Source organism: Streptomyces sp. NBC_00287, assembly GCF_036173105.1.
GTDB lineage: Bacteria > Actinomycetota > Actinomycetes > Streptomycetales > Streptomycetaceae > Streptomyces.
This window is the reverse complement of the sequence record NZ_CP108053.1, coordinates 4,286,592-4,300,784: the sequence shown is the minus strand read 5'-3', so window position 1 is coordinate 4,300,784 and position 14,193 is coordinate 4,286,592. Positions and strand designations below refer to the sequence as shown.

The following is a 14,193-nucleotide window of genomic DNA, read 5'->3' as shown; positions in this document are numbered from 1 at the left end:
CCCGGGGCTTGTCTCCGACTGTCTCGCGGGACATAAAATCTAACGGTCCGTCAGAAACCGCGGGAAGGGGCCGGGCGTGGGGAACTTCTTGGCAGGCAAGGTCGTCGCCGTGACCGGCGCGGGGCGGGGGATCGGCCGGGCGGTGGCGCTGGCGGCTGCGGCCGAGGGGGCGCGGGTCGTCGTCAACGACTACGGGGTCGCGGTGGACGGGGCCTCGCCGACGAGCGAGGTCGCCGAGGGCGTCGTCAAGGAGATCGAGGCCGCCGGGGGAGAGGCGGTCGCGGTGGCCGACGACATCTCCACCATGGCGGGCGGGCAGCGGGTCGTGGACGTGGCCGCGTCGGCGTACGGGCGGATCGACGGGGTCGTGTGTGTCGCCGGGATTCTGCGGGAGCGGATGCTGTTCAACATGACCGAGGAGGAGTGGGATCCGGTGATCGCCACCCACCTCAAGGGCACGTTCACGGTATTCCGCGCGGCCTCCGCGGTGATGCGGGGACAGCGTTCCGGCACCTTGATCGGTTTTACCAGCGGGAACCATCAGGGGTCCGTTTCGCAGGCCAATTACAGCGCGGCGAAAGGCGGGATCATTTCGCTGGTACGGAGTGCCGCGCTGGGCCTGAACAAGTACGGAGTGACGGCCAATGCGGTGGCGCCTGTCGCTCGTACGCGGATGTCGGCGAAGGTTCCCATGGAGTTGGCGGAGATCGGGGATCCGGAGGATGTGGCGGCGCTTGTCGTCTATCTGCTGTCGGATCGGGCCAAGGAACAGGGAATCACCGGGCAGGTCTACACAATTGCCGGGCCCAAGCTGGCGGTTTGGGCTCAGCCGAGGGAATTGCGGGCCGCGTACTCCGAAGGGTCGTGGACGCCGGAACGGATCGCGGAGTTTCTGCCAGGGACGGTGGGAGCGGATCCGATGCCGTTGCTTCGGCCGCCGAACGCCTCGTAGAGGAGAGTCCCGTGGACTTTGGATTCAGTGCCGAGGACGAGGCGTTCCGTGCGGAAGCCAAGGCCTGGCTCTGCGCGCATGCCGACCCCGATCTGGACCGCCGCACCTGGGAACGCACCCTCGGCGCGGCCGGCTGGATCGGGCTCTCCTGGCCCGAGACCGGGTACGGCAACCGGTCCGCCACGCTCACCCAACAGGTCGCCTGGGCCGAGGAGTACGCCCGTTCCGGCGCGCCCCCGCGCTCGGGGCACATCGGGGAGAATCTGCTGGCGCCGACTCTGCTCGCGCACGGCAGCGAGGAGCAGAAGGCCCGCTTCCTGCCTCCGGTGGCCGCCGGTGACGAGTTGTGGTGTCAGGGGTACAGCGAGCCCGGGGCCGGGTCGGATCTGGCGTCTGTGCGGACCGTGGCCGTGCGGGATGTGCGGGGCGGGTACCGCATCACCGGGCAGAAGATCTGGACGTCACTCGCGCACGAGGCGGACTGGTGCTTTGTGTTGGCCCGAACCGAGCCGGGGTCCCGGCGCCACCAGGGGCTGAGTTTCCTCCTCGTGGCGATGGACCAACCGGACCACATCGACGTCCGTCCCATCCGGCAGCTGACCGGCACCAGCGACTTCAACGAGGTCTTCTTCGACGGCGCGCACGCGCGCGTGGAGCACGTCGTCGGCGGCGAGGGCCAGGGCTGGCAGGTGGCGATGAGCCTGCTCGGGTTCGAGCGCGGGGTGTCCACGCTGGCCCAGCAGATCGGCTTCGCACGGGAGTTGGAGCAGGTGGTGCGGGTCGCCGTGGAGACGGGAGCGGTGGCGGATCCCGTCGTACGGGACCGGCTCGTCCGGCAGTGGGCCGAGCTGCGCACCATGCGCTGGAACGCCCTGCGCACCCTGGGCGGTTCCGGTGATGCGGGCGCCTCCAGCGTGGCCAAGCTGCTGTGGGCCGGGTGGCATCAGCGGCTCGGGGAGCTGGCGGTGGCGGTACGGGGTGCCGGGGCCGCGGTCGGTCCGGTCGACTGGGCGCCTTCGACGCCGTACGAACTCGATCCGCTGCAGCATCTGTTCCTCTTCTCCCGGGCCGACACCATCTACGGCGGCTCGGATCAGGTTCAGCGCACGATCATCGCCGAGCGGGTGCTCGGTCTGCCCAGGGAGCCCAAGGGGGTCGTCTGATGCGCGGAGTGCTGTTCGACGGGAAGCGGACCGAGGTCGTGGACGACCTGGAGGTGCGGGAACCGGGGCCGGGTGAGGTGCTGGTCGCGATCGCGGCGGCGGGGTTGTGCCACAGCGATCTGTCCGTGGTGGACGGGACCATACCTTTCCCCGTTCCTGTGGTGCTCGGCCACGAGGGGGCGGGGGTGGTGGAGGCTGTGGGGGCCGGGGTCTCGCATGTCGTGCCCGGGGATCATGTGGCGCTGTCCACGCTTGCCAACTGCGGTGCGTGCCCTGAGTGCGACCGGGGGCGGCCGACCATGTGCCGGCAGGCGATCGGGCGGCCTGGGCAGCCCTTCCTGCGGGGTGGGCGCTCGGTGTACCAGTTCGCGTCCAACTCCGCCTTCGCCGAGCGGACGGTGGTGAAGGCGGTGCAGGCGGTGCGGATCCCGAGGGAACTTCCGCTGGTGTCCGCGGCGTTGATCGGGTGCGGGGTGCTGACCGGGGTGGGGGCCGTGCTCAACCGGGCGCGGGTGGATCGCGGAGACAGAGTGGTGGTGATCGGGACCGGTGGAATCGGGCTCAATGTCATTCAGGGCGCGCGGATCGCGGGTGCCCTGCGGATCGTCGCCGTCGACTCCAATCCGGCCAAGGAGGAGATGGCCCGCCGGTTCGGTGCGACCGACTTCCTGACCTCCACCGATGGGGTGCGGGACATCCTGCCCACGGGTGCGGACCACGCTTTCGAGTGCGTCGGACGCGTCGAGCTGATCCGTGAGGCCATCGACCTCCTCGACCGGCACGGCCAGGCGATCCTCCTCGGGGTGCCACCGGCCACGGCCGAGGCGTCCTTCCGCGTCTCGACCCTCTACCTGGACAAGTCGATCCTGGGCTGCCGCTACGGCTCCTCGCGCCCGCAGCGGGACATCGCGCTCTACGCCGACCTGTACGGGGCCGGCCGGCTGCTTCTCGACGAACTCGTGACGCGGACCTACCCGGTGGAGGACTTCGAGAAGGCCGCCGCCGATGCCGAGGCGGGCCGGGTGGCCCGGGCGGTGCTGACGTTCTCGGACTGACGGAAGGTCCGGCGGTACGCGGTCGGCGTCACCCCGAGTGCCGTCTGCAAGTGCTGCCGCATCGACTGCGCCGTACCGAATCCGGAGCCCTGTGCCACCTGGTCCATGGACAGATCGGTGGACTCCAGCAGGTGCCGGGCCCGTTCCACCCGCTGCTGGGTGAGCCACTGACCGGGGCTGACCCCGACCTCCTCGCGGAAGCGGCGCGTGAAGGTCCGTACCGACATGGCCTCCTGCGCCGCCATGTCCCGCAGCTGGATCGGCTCGTGCAGGCGGCCCAGGGCCCAGGCGCGGGCCGTGGTCGTCGTCGCCTGCTGGGGGTCGGGCACCGGGCGGTGGATGTACTGCGCCTGGCCGCCGTCGCGATGCGGCGGTACGACCGTACGGCGGGCGATCTCGTTGGCGACGGCGGTTCCGTGGTCGCGGCGGACCATGTGCAGGCACAGGTCGATCCCGGCGGCGACGCCGGCCGAGGTGAGTACGTCGCCGTCGTCGATGAACAGGACGTCCGGGTCGACGTCGATGGCCGGGAAGAGGCGTTGCAGCTGGTCCGTCTCCGCCCAGTGCGTGGTGGCGCGGCGGCCGTCGAGATACCCGGCGGCGGCCAGGACGAAGACGCCGGTGCAGATGGAGGCGAGCCGGGTGCCGGAGCGGATGTGGGCGAGGGCGGCGGCCAGTTCGGGGGTGAGCACGCCTTCCTCGAAGACCGGGCCGAGCTCGTAGGAGGCCGGGACGATCACCGTGTCGGCGGTCGCCAGGAGCTCGGGGCCGTGCTCGACCATGATGGCGAAGTCGGCGTCCGTGACGACGGGGCCGGGTGGCCGGATCGAGCAGGTCAGGACCTCGTACAGGTGCCTACCGCGGGCGTTCTTGGGGCGGCCGAAGATGCGGTGCGGGATGCCCAGCTCGAAGGGGAGCAGGCCGTCCAGGGCGAGCACGACGACGCGATGCGGACGAAACGCAGGGGACTCAGTCGACTCCGGGTCACTGCTCATGGCCCGATCCTAACGAACGCTGACCTTCGGGCCACTCGATGAGGCGGAATCCGGACGCGATCATCTATGTCGTGACCCAGACAACCGACGCCGCGGCCACCGCAGAGGACAACCCGAGCACCCCGACCCGCCGAAAGCGCCGTATCCACCGCGCCTGGTACGTCGCCGCCGTCACCTTCGTGACGATCATCGGCGCCGCCGCCTTCCGCTCCCTGCCCGGGCTGCTCATCGACCCGCTGCACGAGGATTTCGGCTGGTCCCGCGGCACGATCGGCGCCGCGGTCTCCGTGAACCTCGCGCTCTACGGTCTGACCGCGCCCTTCGCGGCGGCACTGATGGACCGTTTCGGCATACGCAAGGTCGTGGCGGTCGCGCTGACCGTGATCGCCCTCGGCTCCGGCCTCACGTACTGGATGACGGCGGCCTGGCAGCTCATGCTGTGCTGGGGTCTGCTGGTCGGCCTCGGCAGCGGATCCATGGCGCTGGCCTTCGCCGCGACCGTCACCAACCGGTGGTTCACCGAGCGGCGCGGCCTGGTCACCGGAATCCTCACCGCCGCGTCGGCCTCCGGGCAGCTGATCTTCCTGCCGGTGCTGTCCTGGATGGTCGAGGAACACAGCTGGCGTCCGGCGGCCGTGACGGTGGCGTTGGCGGCTCTCGCCGTCGTCCCGTTCGTGTGGCTGCTGCTGCGGGACCATCCGGCGGACGTGGGTCTGAAGCCGTACGGTGCGAAGGAGTTCGTGCCGAAGCCGCCGCCCGCGACGGGCGCCGCCCGCCGTGCCGTTCGGGTCCTGCTCGACGCGGCCCGCACCGGGCCCTTCTGGCTGCTCGCCGGTACCTTCGCGATCTGCGGGGCCTCCACCAACGGTCTGATCCAGACCCACTTTGTGCCTGCGGCGCACGATGAGCACATGCCGGTTCAGGCCGCGGCCTCGTTGCTTGCGGTGATCGGGGTGTTCGATGTCGTCGGCACGATTGCCTCCGGCTGGTTTACCGATCGGTATGAGGCTCGGCGGTTGTTGGCGGTGTATTACGCGTTGCGGGGGGTCTCGCTGCTGTTTCTGCCGATGCTGCTCGCGCCGAGCGTGAGGCCGCCGATGATCTTCTTCATCGTGTTCTACGGGCTTGATTGGGTGGCTACTGTGCCGCCGACCGTCGCGTTGTGCCGGGAGCACTATGGGGAGGACAGCGCGATTGTTTTTGGGTGGGTGCTTGCTTCCCATCAGGTGGGGGCGGCGCTGGTGGCGTTTCTTGGTGGGGTCGCGCGGGATGCGTTCGGGTCTTATGACGTTGTTTGGTATGCGTCCGGGGCCTTGTGCGCGGTGGCTGCGCTGATGGCGTTGGTGATTCGGCGTCGGTCGGGGGTGGCTGGGGCGGTTGCTGTTGCGTGAAGGACCTGCGGGCCCGTGGGGGCTTGTCGCGCAGTTCCCCGCGCCCCTGACGGGGCGCCCCCTTGCCGTCAGATGAACTGGCCCCGGTGGAACAGCAACGGCGCCGCGTCCTCCTCGGTCGCTCCCAGCGCATCCACCCGCCCCACCACGATGAGGTGGTCGCCGCCCGTGTGTACGGCGTGGATCGTGCAGTCCACCCAGGCCAAGGCGCCCTCGAGGCGCGGGGAGCCTGACGCCGGTGCCGCGTCGTATGCGACCCCGGCGAACTTGTCGCCGCCGCTTACCGCGAAGCCGCGGCACAGGTTGCCCTGGTGGGCGGCCAGGACGTTGACGCAGAAGACGCCGGCGCGGGCGATGCGCGGCCAGGTCGTCGATGTGCGGCCGACCATGAAGGCGATCAGGGGTGGGTCGAGGGAGAGGGAGGAGAAGGACTGGCAGGCGAAACCGGCGGGGGTGGCTTCGCCGTCGGCGGCTGGTGATGTGACAACGGTCACCCCCGTCGCGAAGTTCCCGAGCACTCGCCGGAACTCGGCCTGATCGACCGGCGCCCGCTCGTCCTCGCCGACACACCGCAACTCCGGTCGCGGCAACGGCTCCACGCGCGGGGCGTCGACCGACCTGAGGTAGCGGACGGCGGCTGCGGCCATTCCTGCGTGTCCCATCACGTCACCCATTGAAGCTGACGGTGTGTCAGATTGGAAGGGGTGTGCGGGGGCGCCGGGCACGCGTGCGTACGCTGCGCGCATGAGGTGGGGAAACAGTCCGCAGGAGCACAGAAACGACAGCTCAGCGCGGTCGTCGGAGCTGTACGCGGCCGCTGCCGTGGCCGCCGGTCAGCTTCCGGTGGTCTGGCTGGTCGGGTGGATCGGCGAGCAGTCCGGCGACACCTACGGCCGAGGGTTCAACTCGATGGGCATGGCCTGCGTGCTCGTCTTCGCGCCGCTGGTGTTGCCCGTGCTCGGGCTCATCCATGCGCTGGTGCAGTCCCTGCCTGCCGGTTGTCTGGCCGGCCTCGTCGTCGCACGCGCGCGTGGGCCACGCTGGGCCTGGCAGCTGGCGTGCAGCGCGCTGATCGGCGTTGGCTGGGCGGCACTGACCACCGTGCTGTGGGACTGGCCCTTCATCAGCACCGCCCTGCTGTTCGCGGCCTTCGGGATCCTTCCCGCCCTCGCCATGGCCTACGTCCGCAGGCGCCCCCGGTGGGGGTTCTGGGGCGTCTGGTTCCGCTCGGGGCTGGCCTCCGTGGTGCTGTTCGTACTGGTCGGAGTAGGTGGCGCGCTGGCGGGGAGCGCGGGGCTGATCAAGGGGTACGAGCCTCCCGTCCTCTCCGCCGGGCAGCTGACCGGCGTCTGGCGGGGCGACGACGGGGCGGTTCTGCGGCTGCATCCGGACGGGCGGGCGGAGTTCACCGAGCTGCCCACCGAGACCGACATGGACGACTGGGCGGCGGGTCAGGCCTTCGCCCTCTGCGACGGCACCGGCACCTGGTCCCTGAAGCGCGAGGACGGCAACTGGGACCGGGGTGGGGTCGCCGTACGGCTCGACGGCGGATGCGGTCAGGACACGTACTGGGTGATCGGCGGCACCGAGCAGGACCCCGAGCTGTTCGTGCTGTTCGGTGATCCGGACGCCGGGGATCTGCGGATCCTGAAGCCTCAGCGCCCCTTGTAAAGAGGGCTTCTCCGCTCCACGAAGCTCGCCACCCCCTCCTGCGCATCCTCGGTCGTCATATTGATCTCCTGTGCCGCCGCCTCCGCCGCGAAGGCGGTCGCGCGGTCGCTGTCGAGGGAGGCGTTGACGAGCTGCTTCGTCAGGGCGAGGGCGCGGGTGGGACCGGCGGCGAGACGCTCGGCCCACTCGCGGGCCGTCTTCTCCAACTCCCCGTCCGGGACGACCCGGTTGACCAGCCCGAGCCGCTCCGCGTCCGCCGCGGTCAGGGCGTCGCCGAAGAACATCAGCTCCTTCGCCCGCTGGGGGCCGATCAGGCGCGGCAGGAGATAGGCGCCGCCGGCGTCGGGGACGAGACCCCGTCGTACGAACACCTCGATGAACCGGGCCGATTCGGCGGCGAGGACCAGATCGCAGGCGAAGGCCAGGTGTGCGCCCAGGCCCGCCGCTGTTCCGTTCACGGCGGCGATGACGGGCTTCTCGCAGTCGAGGACGGCGGCGATGAGGCGTTGGGCGCCCAGGCGGAGCATGCGGGCCACATCGCCGGGGACGCGGTCACTGGTCGTGGACGTGCCCCGCAGATCCGCGCCCGCGCAGAATCCGCGGCCGGTTCCGGTGAGGACGACGGCCCTGATCTCCGCGTCCGCCGATGCCTCGGCGAGCAGTTCGATGAGGCGTTCCCGCTGGTCAGGCGTGATGGCGTTGAGGGTCTCGGGGCGGTTGAGCGTGATGCGGCAGACCCGATTGTCAGTGGCGTGTTGTACCAATGACTCAACGGAATTTCCGGGCACACGGGGGGAATCGGGCATGTCCATCTCAGCGGCACACCGCCAACGCGTCCAGCGCCACCGCGCCCTGCCCCTGCTCCAGCACCATCAGCGGGTTGATGTCCAGCTCCGCGAGTTCGTCCCCGAGCTCCAGCGCCATGCGCTGCACCCGCAGGACGACTTCGACGAGCGCGTCCGTGTCCGCGGGGGGCCGCCCCCGGACCCCGTCGAGCAGGGCCCGCCCGCGCAGTTCATGGAGCATGTCCCGCGCCTGCTCCTCCCCGAAGGGCGGCACGCGTACGGCGGTGTCGCGCAGCACCTCGACCAGCACCCCGCCGAGCCCGACGGTCACGGTGGGCCCGAAGAGGTCGTCGTGCGTCAGGCCCACGACCATCTCGACGCCCCGCTCGACCATCTGGCAGACCAGGATGCCGTCCAGGGAGACGTCCTCGTAGCGCGCGATGTCCGTCAACTCCCGGTAGGCGTCCCGGACCTGGCTGGCCGAGGTGAGACCGACCTTGACCAGGCCGAGCTCGGTCTTGTGGGCGATCCGTGCGCCGGACGCCTTCATCACCACCGGGTAGCCGACCAGGCCCGCCGCCCGTACGGCCGCCGCCGCGCTGGTCACCAACTGCTCGCGCGGTACGCGAATGCCGTACGCCCGCAGCAGCTGCTTCGCCGCGTGCTCGCTCAGCTGCTGGCCCGGGCGCATCAATGCCTGGGCCTTGCGGAAGGAGGGGGACGGGGTGCGCGGGGCGCGGTCGAAGGGGGAGCGGTAGCCGGTGGTGAAGCGGTGGTGGTCGAGGTAGGCGCGGACCGCGGTGATGCAGTTGGCGACCGTGCGGAAGGTGGCCACCCGCGAGGAGCCGAGCAGGACTTCGCGGTACGCGGGTTCGGTGCCGACCGGCGACCCCCACACCACGCACACCAGCTTGTCGGTGCGCTCGGCCGCGTCGACGAGGTCCTGCACGAGCCGGTCGCTGAGGGGCGGGAAGGGCCCGGTGACCGGACAGATGAGGACGCCCACCTCGGGGTCGTCGAGGATGGCGTCGATGATCTTCCGGCCGCGCCAGTCGCCCACCGGATGGCCGCCGTTGTCGACCGGGTTGGCCACACTCAGGTACTCGGGTATCCACTGGTGCAGCTCAGCCTGCTTGGCCTCCGACAGCACCGGCAGCCGCAGTCCCGCCTCGGTCGCCAGGTCCGCGAAGTGCGCGCCCGTGCCGCCCGAGATCGAATAGACGACGACACCGTCGGCGCGCGGGGGCCGCGACCGGGCCAATAGCGCCGCGGTGTCCTGGAGTTCGTCGAGACCGTCGACGCGGATCACCCCGTACTGCCGCATCGCCGCGTCCACCACCGCGTCCGCGCCGGTCAGCTTGCCGGTGTGGGAGGCGGCCGTGCGGGCGCCGGTCTCGGTGCGGCCCACCTTGACCGCGACGACCGGCACCCTGCGGCGGGCGGCCCGGTCGGCGGCGAGCAGGAAGGAACGGCCGTCCTTCAGGCCCTCCATGTAACAGGCGATGGCGCCCACCTCGGGGCGCTCGGCGAAGTAGGAGATGAAGTCGGAGGTTTCCAGGTCGGCCTCGTTGCCGGTGGGTGCCCAGTGGGAGAGGCGGACGCCGAGTTCCTGGAGGGCGAAGACGGGGCGGCCCTGGTGCCCGGACTGGGTGATCAGGGCGATGGCCGGGCCGTCGAGGTCGGTGCGGAACTCCTCGAAGGCGTTGAGATTGGTGTTGGGGCCCAGCAGCCGCATCCCGGACCGCTCGACCGCGGCGGCGAGCCGGGCCTGTGCCGCGGCGCCCTCCGCACCGGTCTCGGCGAACCCGGAGGCGAAGACCACCGCGAACTTCACCTTGGCCTCGGCCAGTTCCTCGAGCACCGGAAGGGGGTCGGCGACCAGCAGTACGGCGAGATCGACCTGCTCGGGCAGGTCGGCGACGGAAGGAGAGCAGGGGATGCCGAAGACGGACGGGCGGCTCGGGTGCACGGGGTGGAGCCGGGCGCCGACCCGCTCGGACCAGGCGAGTAGTTGCCGGGTGACGCCGGCGTTGGGCCGGCCCTCGGCGTCCGAGGCGCCGATGACGGCGACCGACTCGGGCCGGAAGAAGCGGTCCAGATCGGGGACGCCCGCATACAGCGGACGCCCGCTGACATCGAGATCGTCGACCTCGGCCGGCCGGCCGTGGACGGCGGGACCGGGCTGCTCGCCGCAGGCGATGACCCGGGTCCCGCGGGAGTCGGTGGTGAGGGTGCCGTGGGTTGATCCAAGCATCGGTCCGCCCGCTCCTGTGTGACAGCGATTAACTGACGCACTGTCAGATTACTGAACTGACACTTCGTCAGGAATGGCTGTGCAGGCAAAGTTGAACGGAGGAGGGACGCTCAGGCAGAGAATCTCAGGTGACGGGCAGCTTGGACACGCGGTTCCCGGCCTCCTTCACCACGGCCTTCGCGATCTTCTCGGCGTCCATGGCCAGTTCCCGGAGCATGCCGCTGATGGGGTTGGTGAAGCCGGTGAAGTACAGGCCGGGGGTGTGGGCCGGGGTGCGGGCGCCGTGGACGACGGGTCTGCCGCGGGCGTCGAGGACGTCGAGGTGGCCGACGAGACCTTCCAGGGCGCGGACGTAGCCGGTGGCGGCGATGACGGCGTCCGGCTCGACGAGGGTGCCGTCGGCGAGGCGTACCTTGCCGTCGTCGAAGCCGTCGACGGCGGTCACGACCTCGACCCGGCCCGCGCGGACGGCGTCGATGAGGCCGACGTCCTGCACCGGGACGGCCCCTTCGAGCACCCGGCTGTACAGGCCGGTGTCGGGGCGGGGCAGCCCCTGCGCCGAGAGGTCCGGCACGCTCAGCTTCGCCAGCGGGCGGGAGAGGCGGTCGACCAGGGCGACCGGCAGGCGTCGGCACAGGACGCCCGAGTACTGGGCGGCCCAGCCGGCCGTGGAGCGGCGCACGATGTGCGGGGCGGTGCGCACCGAGAGCCGCACCCGGGAGGCGCCGCCCTCGACCAGGTCGACGGCGATCTCGGCGCCGGTGTTGCCGACACCGACGACGAGGACGTCACGGCCGGTGTAGGGCTTGGGGTTGCGGTAGGAGGAGGCGTGCAGAAGGTCGCCGGTGTAGGAGTCGCGGCCGGGCCAGTCCGGGAGGCAGGGGGTGTGGTTGTAGCCGGTGGCGATGACCACCGCGGCGCCGGTCAGTTCGCGGCCGCCGGTGGCGTGCAGGAGCCAGCCGTTGCCGTCGGGGGCGCGGTCGACGCGGGAGACCTCGACGCCGGTGACGATCTCCAGCTCGTGGTGTTCGGCGTACTTCTCCAGATACCGCACCACGTCGTCCCGGGTCACCCACCGCCCGAACCGGCGGGGTATCGGCAGCCCGGGCAGTCCCGACAGGCGGCGGGTGGTGTGCAGGCGCAGCCGGTCGTAGTGGCCGCGCCAGGAGGCGCCGACGCGGTCGGACTTCTCCAGGACGACGGCGCGTATGCCCTGGGCGCGCAGGGTGTACGCGACGGCGAGCCCGCCGGGACCGCCGCCGATGACGTACACCGGGCGGTCCGCGTCGGCTGGTGAGTGCGCTGTGGAGTCGGCCATAGCGCGAGCGTAATCACGCCCCCCGTTGATGGGTCTCGGTCAAGACCGGAATTGGTTGCGGATTGATCACGTCCGTAGGAGGAGTGGGTGGGGCCGGTGGCGTACGGCGTCTGGTTGTGGGGTTTTGGAGGAGAGGCCTCAGTCGTCGGCGGCGACCAACAGGGTCAGGGTGGCCGAAGGGCGGTCGATGAGCACCAGTTCGTGGAAGTCGGTGTGGACGCCGCCCCAGTCGTGGCGGGCGTCCCCGGGGAGGGGGTCCAGGAGGTAGGTGCTGGTCGCCGTGGCGATGGGGGTGTGGACCTGCGCCTGGATGCGTTCCGTGAGTGCGTGCGGGACGGGGCCGTGCTGGTCGGTCCAGGCGCGGATGGCGGTGCTCGCGGCCGCCGCGTCGACGGCTCGGTAGGTGTCGGGGGTGATGCGGTCGAGCCACCATCCGCCGTGCCGGGGCCAGTCCTGGACGCCGGAGCCGTCGTAGGTGTCGCGGAACTGCGGGTGGGCGATCAGGGCGGCGAGCAGGGCGCGGTCCGAAGGCGCCTCGGACGGGAGGCGGAAGCGCTTGATGTCGATCCAGCGGTAACCGTGCGCGGAGGCCTCGGTGAACTTGAAGTCGCGGAAGTTGATGAACGGACTGTCCAGGTGGACGAGGACGGGCGGCGGCGGCACGGCTGGCATGCCGGTCATCGTAAAACCGGCCGGTCAGACCGCCCCGGACGCGCCACGGCGCCGAGCCCGTTCGTTGCGGAGGGGCTCGGCGCCGTGGCTTTCGCGGTGACCGAAGTCATGACGGGAAACCGGTGGCACCGCGGCTCAGGGGCCCTACTTGGCCTTGTGACCCGTCACCTTGGCGATCCACGTGATGAAGTCGCCGGGGTCGGTGTTGGCGCCGTGGCCCTGGTCCCAGTAGTGCGAAGGTAGCCATACTGGCGACAAAATTGCCAACAATCCTGGGCTTTCATGGGAACCACACAGCTTCATGGTGGACGCACAGGCTTCCCGGGCAACTCCATCTGACGTACCGTCAGATTCATGGATACGATCTGGCTCAGCGGCGCGGAATGGCTGGCCGTGCTCCGTATAGGCCTCGGCCTGTGGTGGCTGGAGAGCTGGCGGCACAAGGACAAGAAGAGCTGGTTCCAGGGCGGCGGTATCACGTGGGCGGCGGACGTGGCGGCCAAGCACCGCTGGAACGCCGTACGTTCCGGCTTCGACGTGGTCGTGGCGCCCCGACCGCGGACCATGGCGTACGTCGTCGCCTACGCCGAACTCGCCCTGGGGCTCGGCCTGATCGCCGGTTTCCTGACCCCGATCGCCCTGGTCGCCGGCCTGTTGCTCAACGGCGTCTACTTCGCGCTGATGATCCACGACTGGGCCGAACAGGGCCAGAACTCGATGATGGCGCTGATCTCGGTCGTCGCCCTCTTCGGAATGTCCTGGCAGACCTGGTCCATGGACAACGCGTTGGGAATCTTCTGATGGCAACGCCAGCCGCCTTCGACGTCCCCGAACCCGACGCCTTCACCCGCCCCTACTGGGACGCGGCGGCTCAGGGCCGCCTGCTGATCCGCCGCTGCCGGGCCTGCGGACGGGCCCATCACTACCCGCGCGAGTTCTGCCCGTACTGCTGGAGCGAGGACGTGGTCTGGGAGACCGCGAGCGGCCGGGCCACGCTCTACACCTGGTCGGTCGTCCACCGCAACGACCTCCCGCCCTTCGGGGAGCGCACGCCGTACGTAGCCGCCGTCGTCGACCTCGCCGAGGGCCCCCGGATGATGACGGAGATCGTGGAGTGGACCGGGGCGGCGGGGGAGGCGCCGCTGCGGGCCGGGATGGAGCTGGAGGCGGGGTTCCGGGACGGGGTGCCCGTGTTCCGCCCCAGGAAGCCCGGGAAGCCCGGGAAGCCCAGGAAGCCCAGGTCCCAGGCGCAGGAATCCCATGTCCCATGCGAATGAATGAGCGAACGGTTTCAATGGGCTCATGGCCCTCGACGATCAGCGCTACAAGGACGATCAGCGCTACAAAGCCGCCGCCACCCTCCCCGACCTGCGCACCCCGCACCTCTGGCTGCGCCCCTGGGACCCGGAGTCGGAGGCCGACGCCGAGGCCTGGCTGCGCGGACGCTCCGACCCGGAGTTCCGGCGCTGGAACACGCCCCTGAGGTTCACCACCGACCTCGACACCGCGCGAGACCAGCTGCGGGCGTCGGCGCATACCGCGGCGGAGGGCACGGCGGCGCCGTACTGCATCGCGGACCCGGAGACCGGAACGCCGCTCGGGCACATCGGCGTCAACGTCATCAACCGTGTGATGAACACAGCGCGCGTCGGTTACTGGGTGCTCCCCGAGGCGCGCGGCCACGGAATGGCGACCCGGGCGCTCACCCTGGCCGCCCGCTGGGCGCTCACCGATCTGGGCCTGCACCGCCTGGAACTCGATCATGCCGTGGGCCACGATTCGTCGTGCCATATCGCCGAGCGCTGCGGTTTTACGTACGAGGGGACCCTGCGCGGCGCGATGTGGGAGGCGGGTCGCCATGACGCCTACCGGGACATGCATCTGCACGCGCGCCTTGCGGAGGATCCGGATCCGGATGCGTCATGAGGGCGTGACTC

Annotated in this window: 14 protein-coding genes; 8 read left to right on the top strand and 6 right to left on the bottom strand. The window is 70.6% G+C overall.

Annotated features, from left to right (window positions below; all coding sequences use genetic code 11):
* The first annotated feature begins 76 nt into the window (after positions 1-76).
* The 3 genes from OHT76_RS19430 to OHT76_RS19420 are packed head-to-tail and all read left to right on the top strand — an operon-like array spanning position 77 to position 3,170.
* The gene (locus OHT76_RS19430) at positions 77-952 is read left to right on the top strand and encodes an SDR family NAD(P)-dependent oxidoreductase (protein WP_328872115.1); all 876 of its coding nucleotides are present in this window, start codon (positions 77-79) and stop codon (positions 950-952) included.
* Between the two features lie 11 nt (positions 953-963).
* Positions 964-2,115, top strand: coding sequence for an acyl-CoA dehydrogenase family protein (locus OHT76_RS19425; protein ID WP_328872114.1), 1,152 nt, complete (start codon positions 964-966; stop codon positions 2,113-2,115).
* Positions 2,115-3,170 carry a Zn-dependent alcohol dehydrogenase gene (locus tag OHT76_RS19420; protein WP_328872113.1) on the top strand — a complete coding sequence of 352 codons (1,056 nt, stop codon included), beginning with the start codon at positions 2,115-2,117 and terminating at the stop codon, positions 3,168-3,170. The genes OHT76_RS19425 and OHT76_RS19420 overlap by 1 nt, the downstream gene beginning before the upstream one ends.
* Here the strand turns inward: OHT76_RS19420 and OHT76_RS19415 are convergent.
* A complete protein-coding gene (locus tag OHT76_RS19415) occupies positions 3,086-4,165 on the bottom strand; it encodes a GlxA family transcriptional regulator (protein WP_328872112.1) in 1,080 nt (359 codons plus the stop codon). The two genes, OHT76_RS19420 and OHT76_RS19415, sit on opposite strands and share 85 nt — an antisense overlap.
* 71 nt (positions 4,166-4,236) lie before the next feature.
* Here OHT76_RS19415 and OHT76_RS19410 point away from each other — a divergent pair, with 71 nt between their 5' ends.
* Complete coding sequence (locus tag OHT76_RS19410) at positions 4,237-5,556, top strand: MFS transporter (protein ID WP_328872111.1); 1,320 nt, start codon at positions 4,237-4,239, stop codon at positions 5,554-5,556.
* Positions 5,557-5,624: 68 nt separating this feature from the next.
* On the opposite strand, the gene OHT76_RS19405 is transcribed toward OHT76_RS19410, so the two are convergent.
* Complete coding sequence (locus OHT76_RS19405) at positions 5,625-6,218, bottom strand: flavin reductase family protein (protein ID WP_328872110.1); 594 nt, start codon at positions 6,216-6,218, stop codon at positions 5,625-5,627.
* An 82-nt stretch (positions 6,219-6,300) separates the two neighbouring features.
* On the opposite strand from OHT76_RS19405, the gene OHT76_RS19400 reads away from it, so the two are divergent.
* The gene (locus OHT76_RS19400; protein ID WP_328872109.1) at positions 6,301-7,227 is read left to right on the top strand and encodes a hypothetical protein; all 927 of its coding nucleotides are present in this window, start codon (positions 6,301-6,303) and stop codon (positions 7,225-7,227) included.
* Here OHT76_RS19400 and OHT76_RS19395 read toward each other — a convergent pair.
* The 4 genes from OHT76_RS19395 to OHT76_RS19380 all read right to left on the bottom strand — a co-directional run bounded on the left by OHT76_RS19395 (position 7,212) and on the right by OHT76_RS19380 (position 12,256).
* A complete protein-coding gene (locus OHT76_RS19395; RefSeq protein ID WP_328872108.1) occupies positions 7,212-8,033 on the bottom strand; it encodes an enoyl-CoA hydratase/isomerase family protein in 822 nt (273 codons plus the stop codon). The two genes, OHT76_RS19400 and OHT76_RS19395, sit on opposite strands and share 16 nt — an antisense overlap.
* Before the next feature lie 7 nt (positions 8,034-8,040).
* The gene (locus OHT76_RS19390; protein WP_328872107.1) at positions 8,041-10,266 is read right to left on the bottom strand and encodes an acetate--CoA ligase family protein; all 2,226 of its coding nucleotides are present in this window, start codon (positions 10,264-10,266) and stop codon (positions 8,041-8,043) included.
* Positions 10,267-10,390: 124 nt separating this feature from the next.
* Positions 10,391-11,584 (bottom strand): flavin-containing monooxygenase, encoded by a 1,194-nt coding sequence (locus OHT76_RS19385; protein ID WP_328872106.1) that lies wholly within the window; start codon positions 11,582-11,584, stop codon positions 10,391-10,393.
* A 138-nt stretch (positions 11,585-11,722) separates the two neighbouring features.
* Entirely contained in the window at positions 11,723-12,256 is a 534-nt protein-coding gene (locus OHT76_RS19380; RefSeq protein WP_328872105.1) for a hypothetical protein, read from the bottom strand.
* A 354-nt stretch (positions 12,257-12,610) separates the two neighbouring features.
* Here OHT76_RS19380 and OHT76_RS19375 point away from each other — a divergent pair, with 354 nt between their 5' ends.
* Genes OHT76_RS19375 through OHT76_RS19365 form a run of 3 tightly spaced genes read left to right on the top strand, consistent with a single transcriptional unit; the run spans position 12,611 to position 14,182 of the window.
* The gene (locus tag OHT76_RS19375) at positions 12,611-13,057 is read left to right on the top strand and encodes a DoxX family protein (protein ID WP_328872104.1); all 447 of its coding nucleotides are present in this window, start codon (positions 12,611-12,613) and stop codon (positions 13,055-13,057) included.
* Positions 13,057-13,533: a Zn-ribbon domain-containing OB-fold protein gene (locus OHT76_RS19370; protein ID WP_328872103.1), complete on the top strand. Its 477-nt coding sequence runs from the start codon at positions 13,057-13,059 to the stop codon at positions 13,531-13,533. Before OHT76_RS19375 ends, OHT76_RS19370 begins: the two co-directional genes overlap by 1 nt.
* Positions 13,534-13,558: 25 nt before the next feature.
* The gene (locus tag OHT76_RS19365) at positions 13,559-14,182 is read left to right on the top strand and encodes a GNAT family N-acetyltransferase (protein ID WP_328872102.1); all 624 of its coding nucleotides are present in this window, start codon (positions 13,559-13,561) and stop codon (positions 14,180-14,182) included.
* Positions 14,183-14,193 lie beyond the last annotated feature (11 nt).

What these genes read in the sequence shown, in the direction of transcription:
- OHT76_RS19420 (WP_328872113.1), top strand. Translation starts at nt 2,115, where the DNA reads ATGCGCGGAGTGCTGTTCGACGGGAAGCGGACCGAGGTCGTGGACGAC.
- OHT76_RS19415 (WP_328872112.1), bottom strand. Translation starts at nt 4,165, where the DNA reads ATGAGCAGTGACCCGGAGTCGACTGAGTCCCCTGCGTTTCGTCCGCAT.
- OHT76_RS19405 (WP_328872110.1), bottom strand. Translation starts at nt 6,218, where the DNA reads ATGGGACACGCAGGAATGGCCGCAGCCGCCGTCCGCTACCTCAGGTCG.
- OHT76_RS19400 (WP_328872109.1), top strand. Translation starts at nt 6,301, where the DNA reads ATGAGGTGGGGAAACAGTCCGCAGGAGCACAGAAACGACAGCTCAGCG.
- OHT76_RS19395 (WP_328872108.1), bottom strand. Translation starts at nt 8,033, where the DNA reads ATGCCCGATTCCCCCCGTGTGCCCGGAAATTCCGTTGAGTCATTGGTA.
- OHT76_RS19390 (WP_328872107.1), bottom strand. Translation starts at nt 10,266, where the DNA reads ATGCTTGGATCAACCCACGGCACCCTCACCACCGACTCCCGCGGGACC.
- OHT76_RS19385 (WP_328872106.1), bottom strand. Translation starts at nt 11,584, where the DNA reads ATGGCCGACTCCACAGCGCACTCACCAGCCGACGCGGACCGCCCGGTG.
- OHT76_RS19380 (WP_328872105.1), bottom strand. Translation starts at nt 12,256, where the DNA reads ATGCCAGCCGTGCCGCCGCCGCCCGTCCTCGTCCACCTGGACAGTCCG.
- OHT76_RS19375 (WP_328872104.1), top strand. Translation starts at nt 12,611, where the DNA reads ATGGATACGATCTGGCTCAGCGGCGCGGAATGGCTGGCCGTGCTCCGT.
- OHT76_RS19370 (WP_328872103.1), top strand. Translation starts at nt 13,057, where the DNA reads ATGGCAACGCCAGCCGCCTTCGACGTCCCCGAACCCGACGCCTTCACC.
- OHT76_RS19365 (WP_328872102.1), top strand. Translation starts at nt 13,559, where the DNA reads ATGGCCCTCGACGATCAGCGCTACAAGGACGATCAGCGCTACAAAGCC.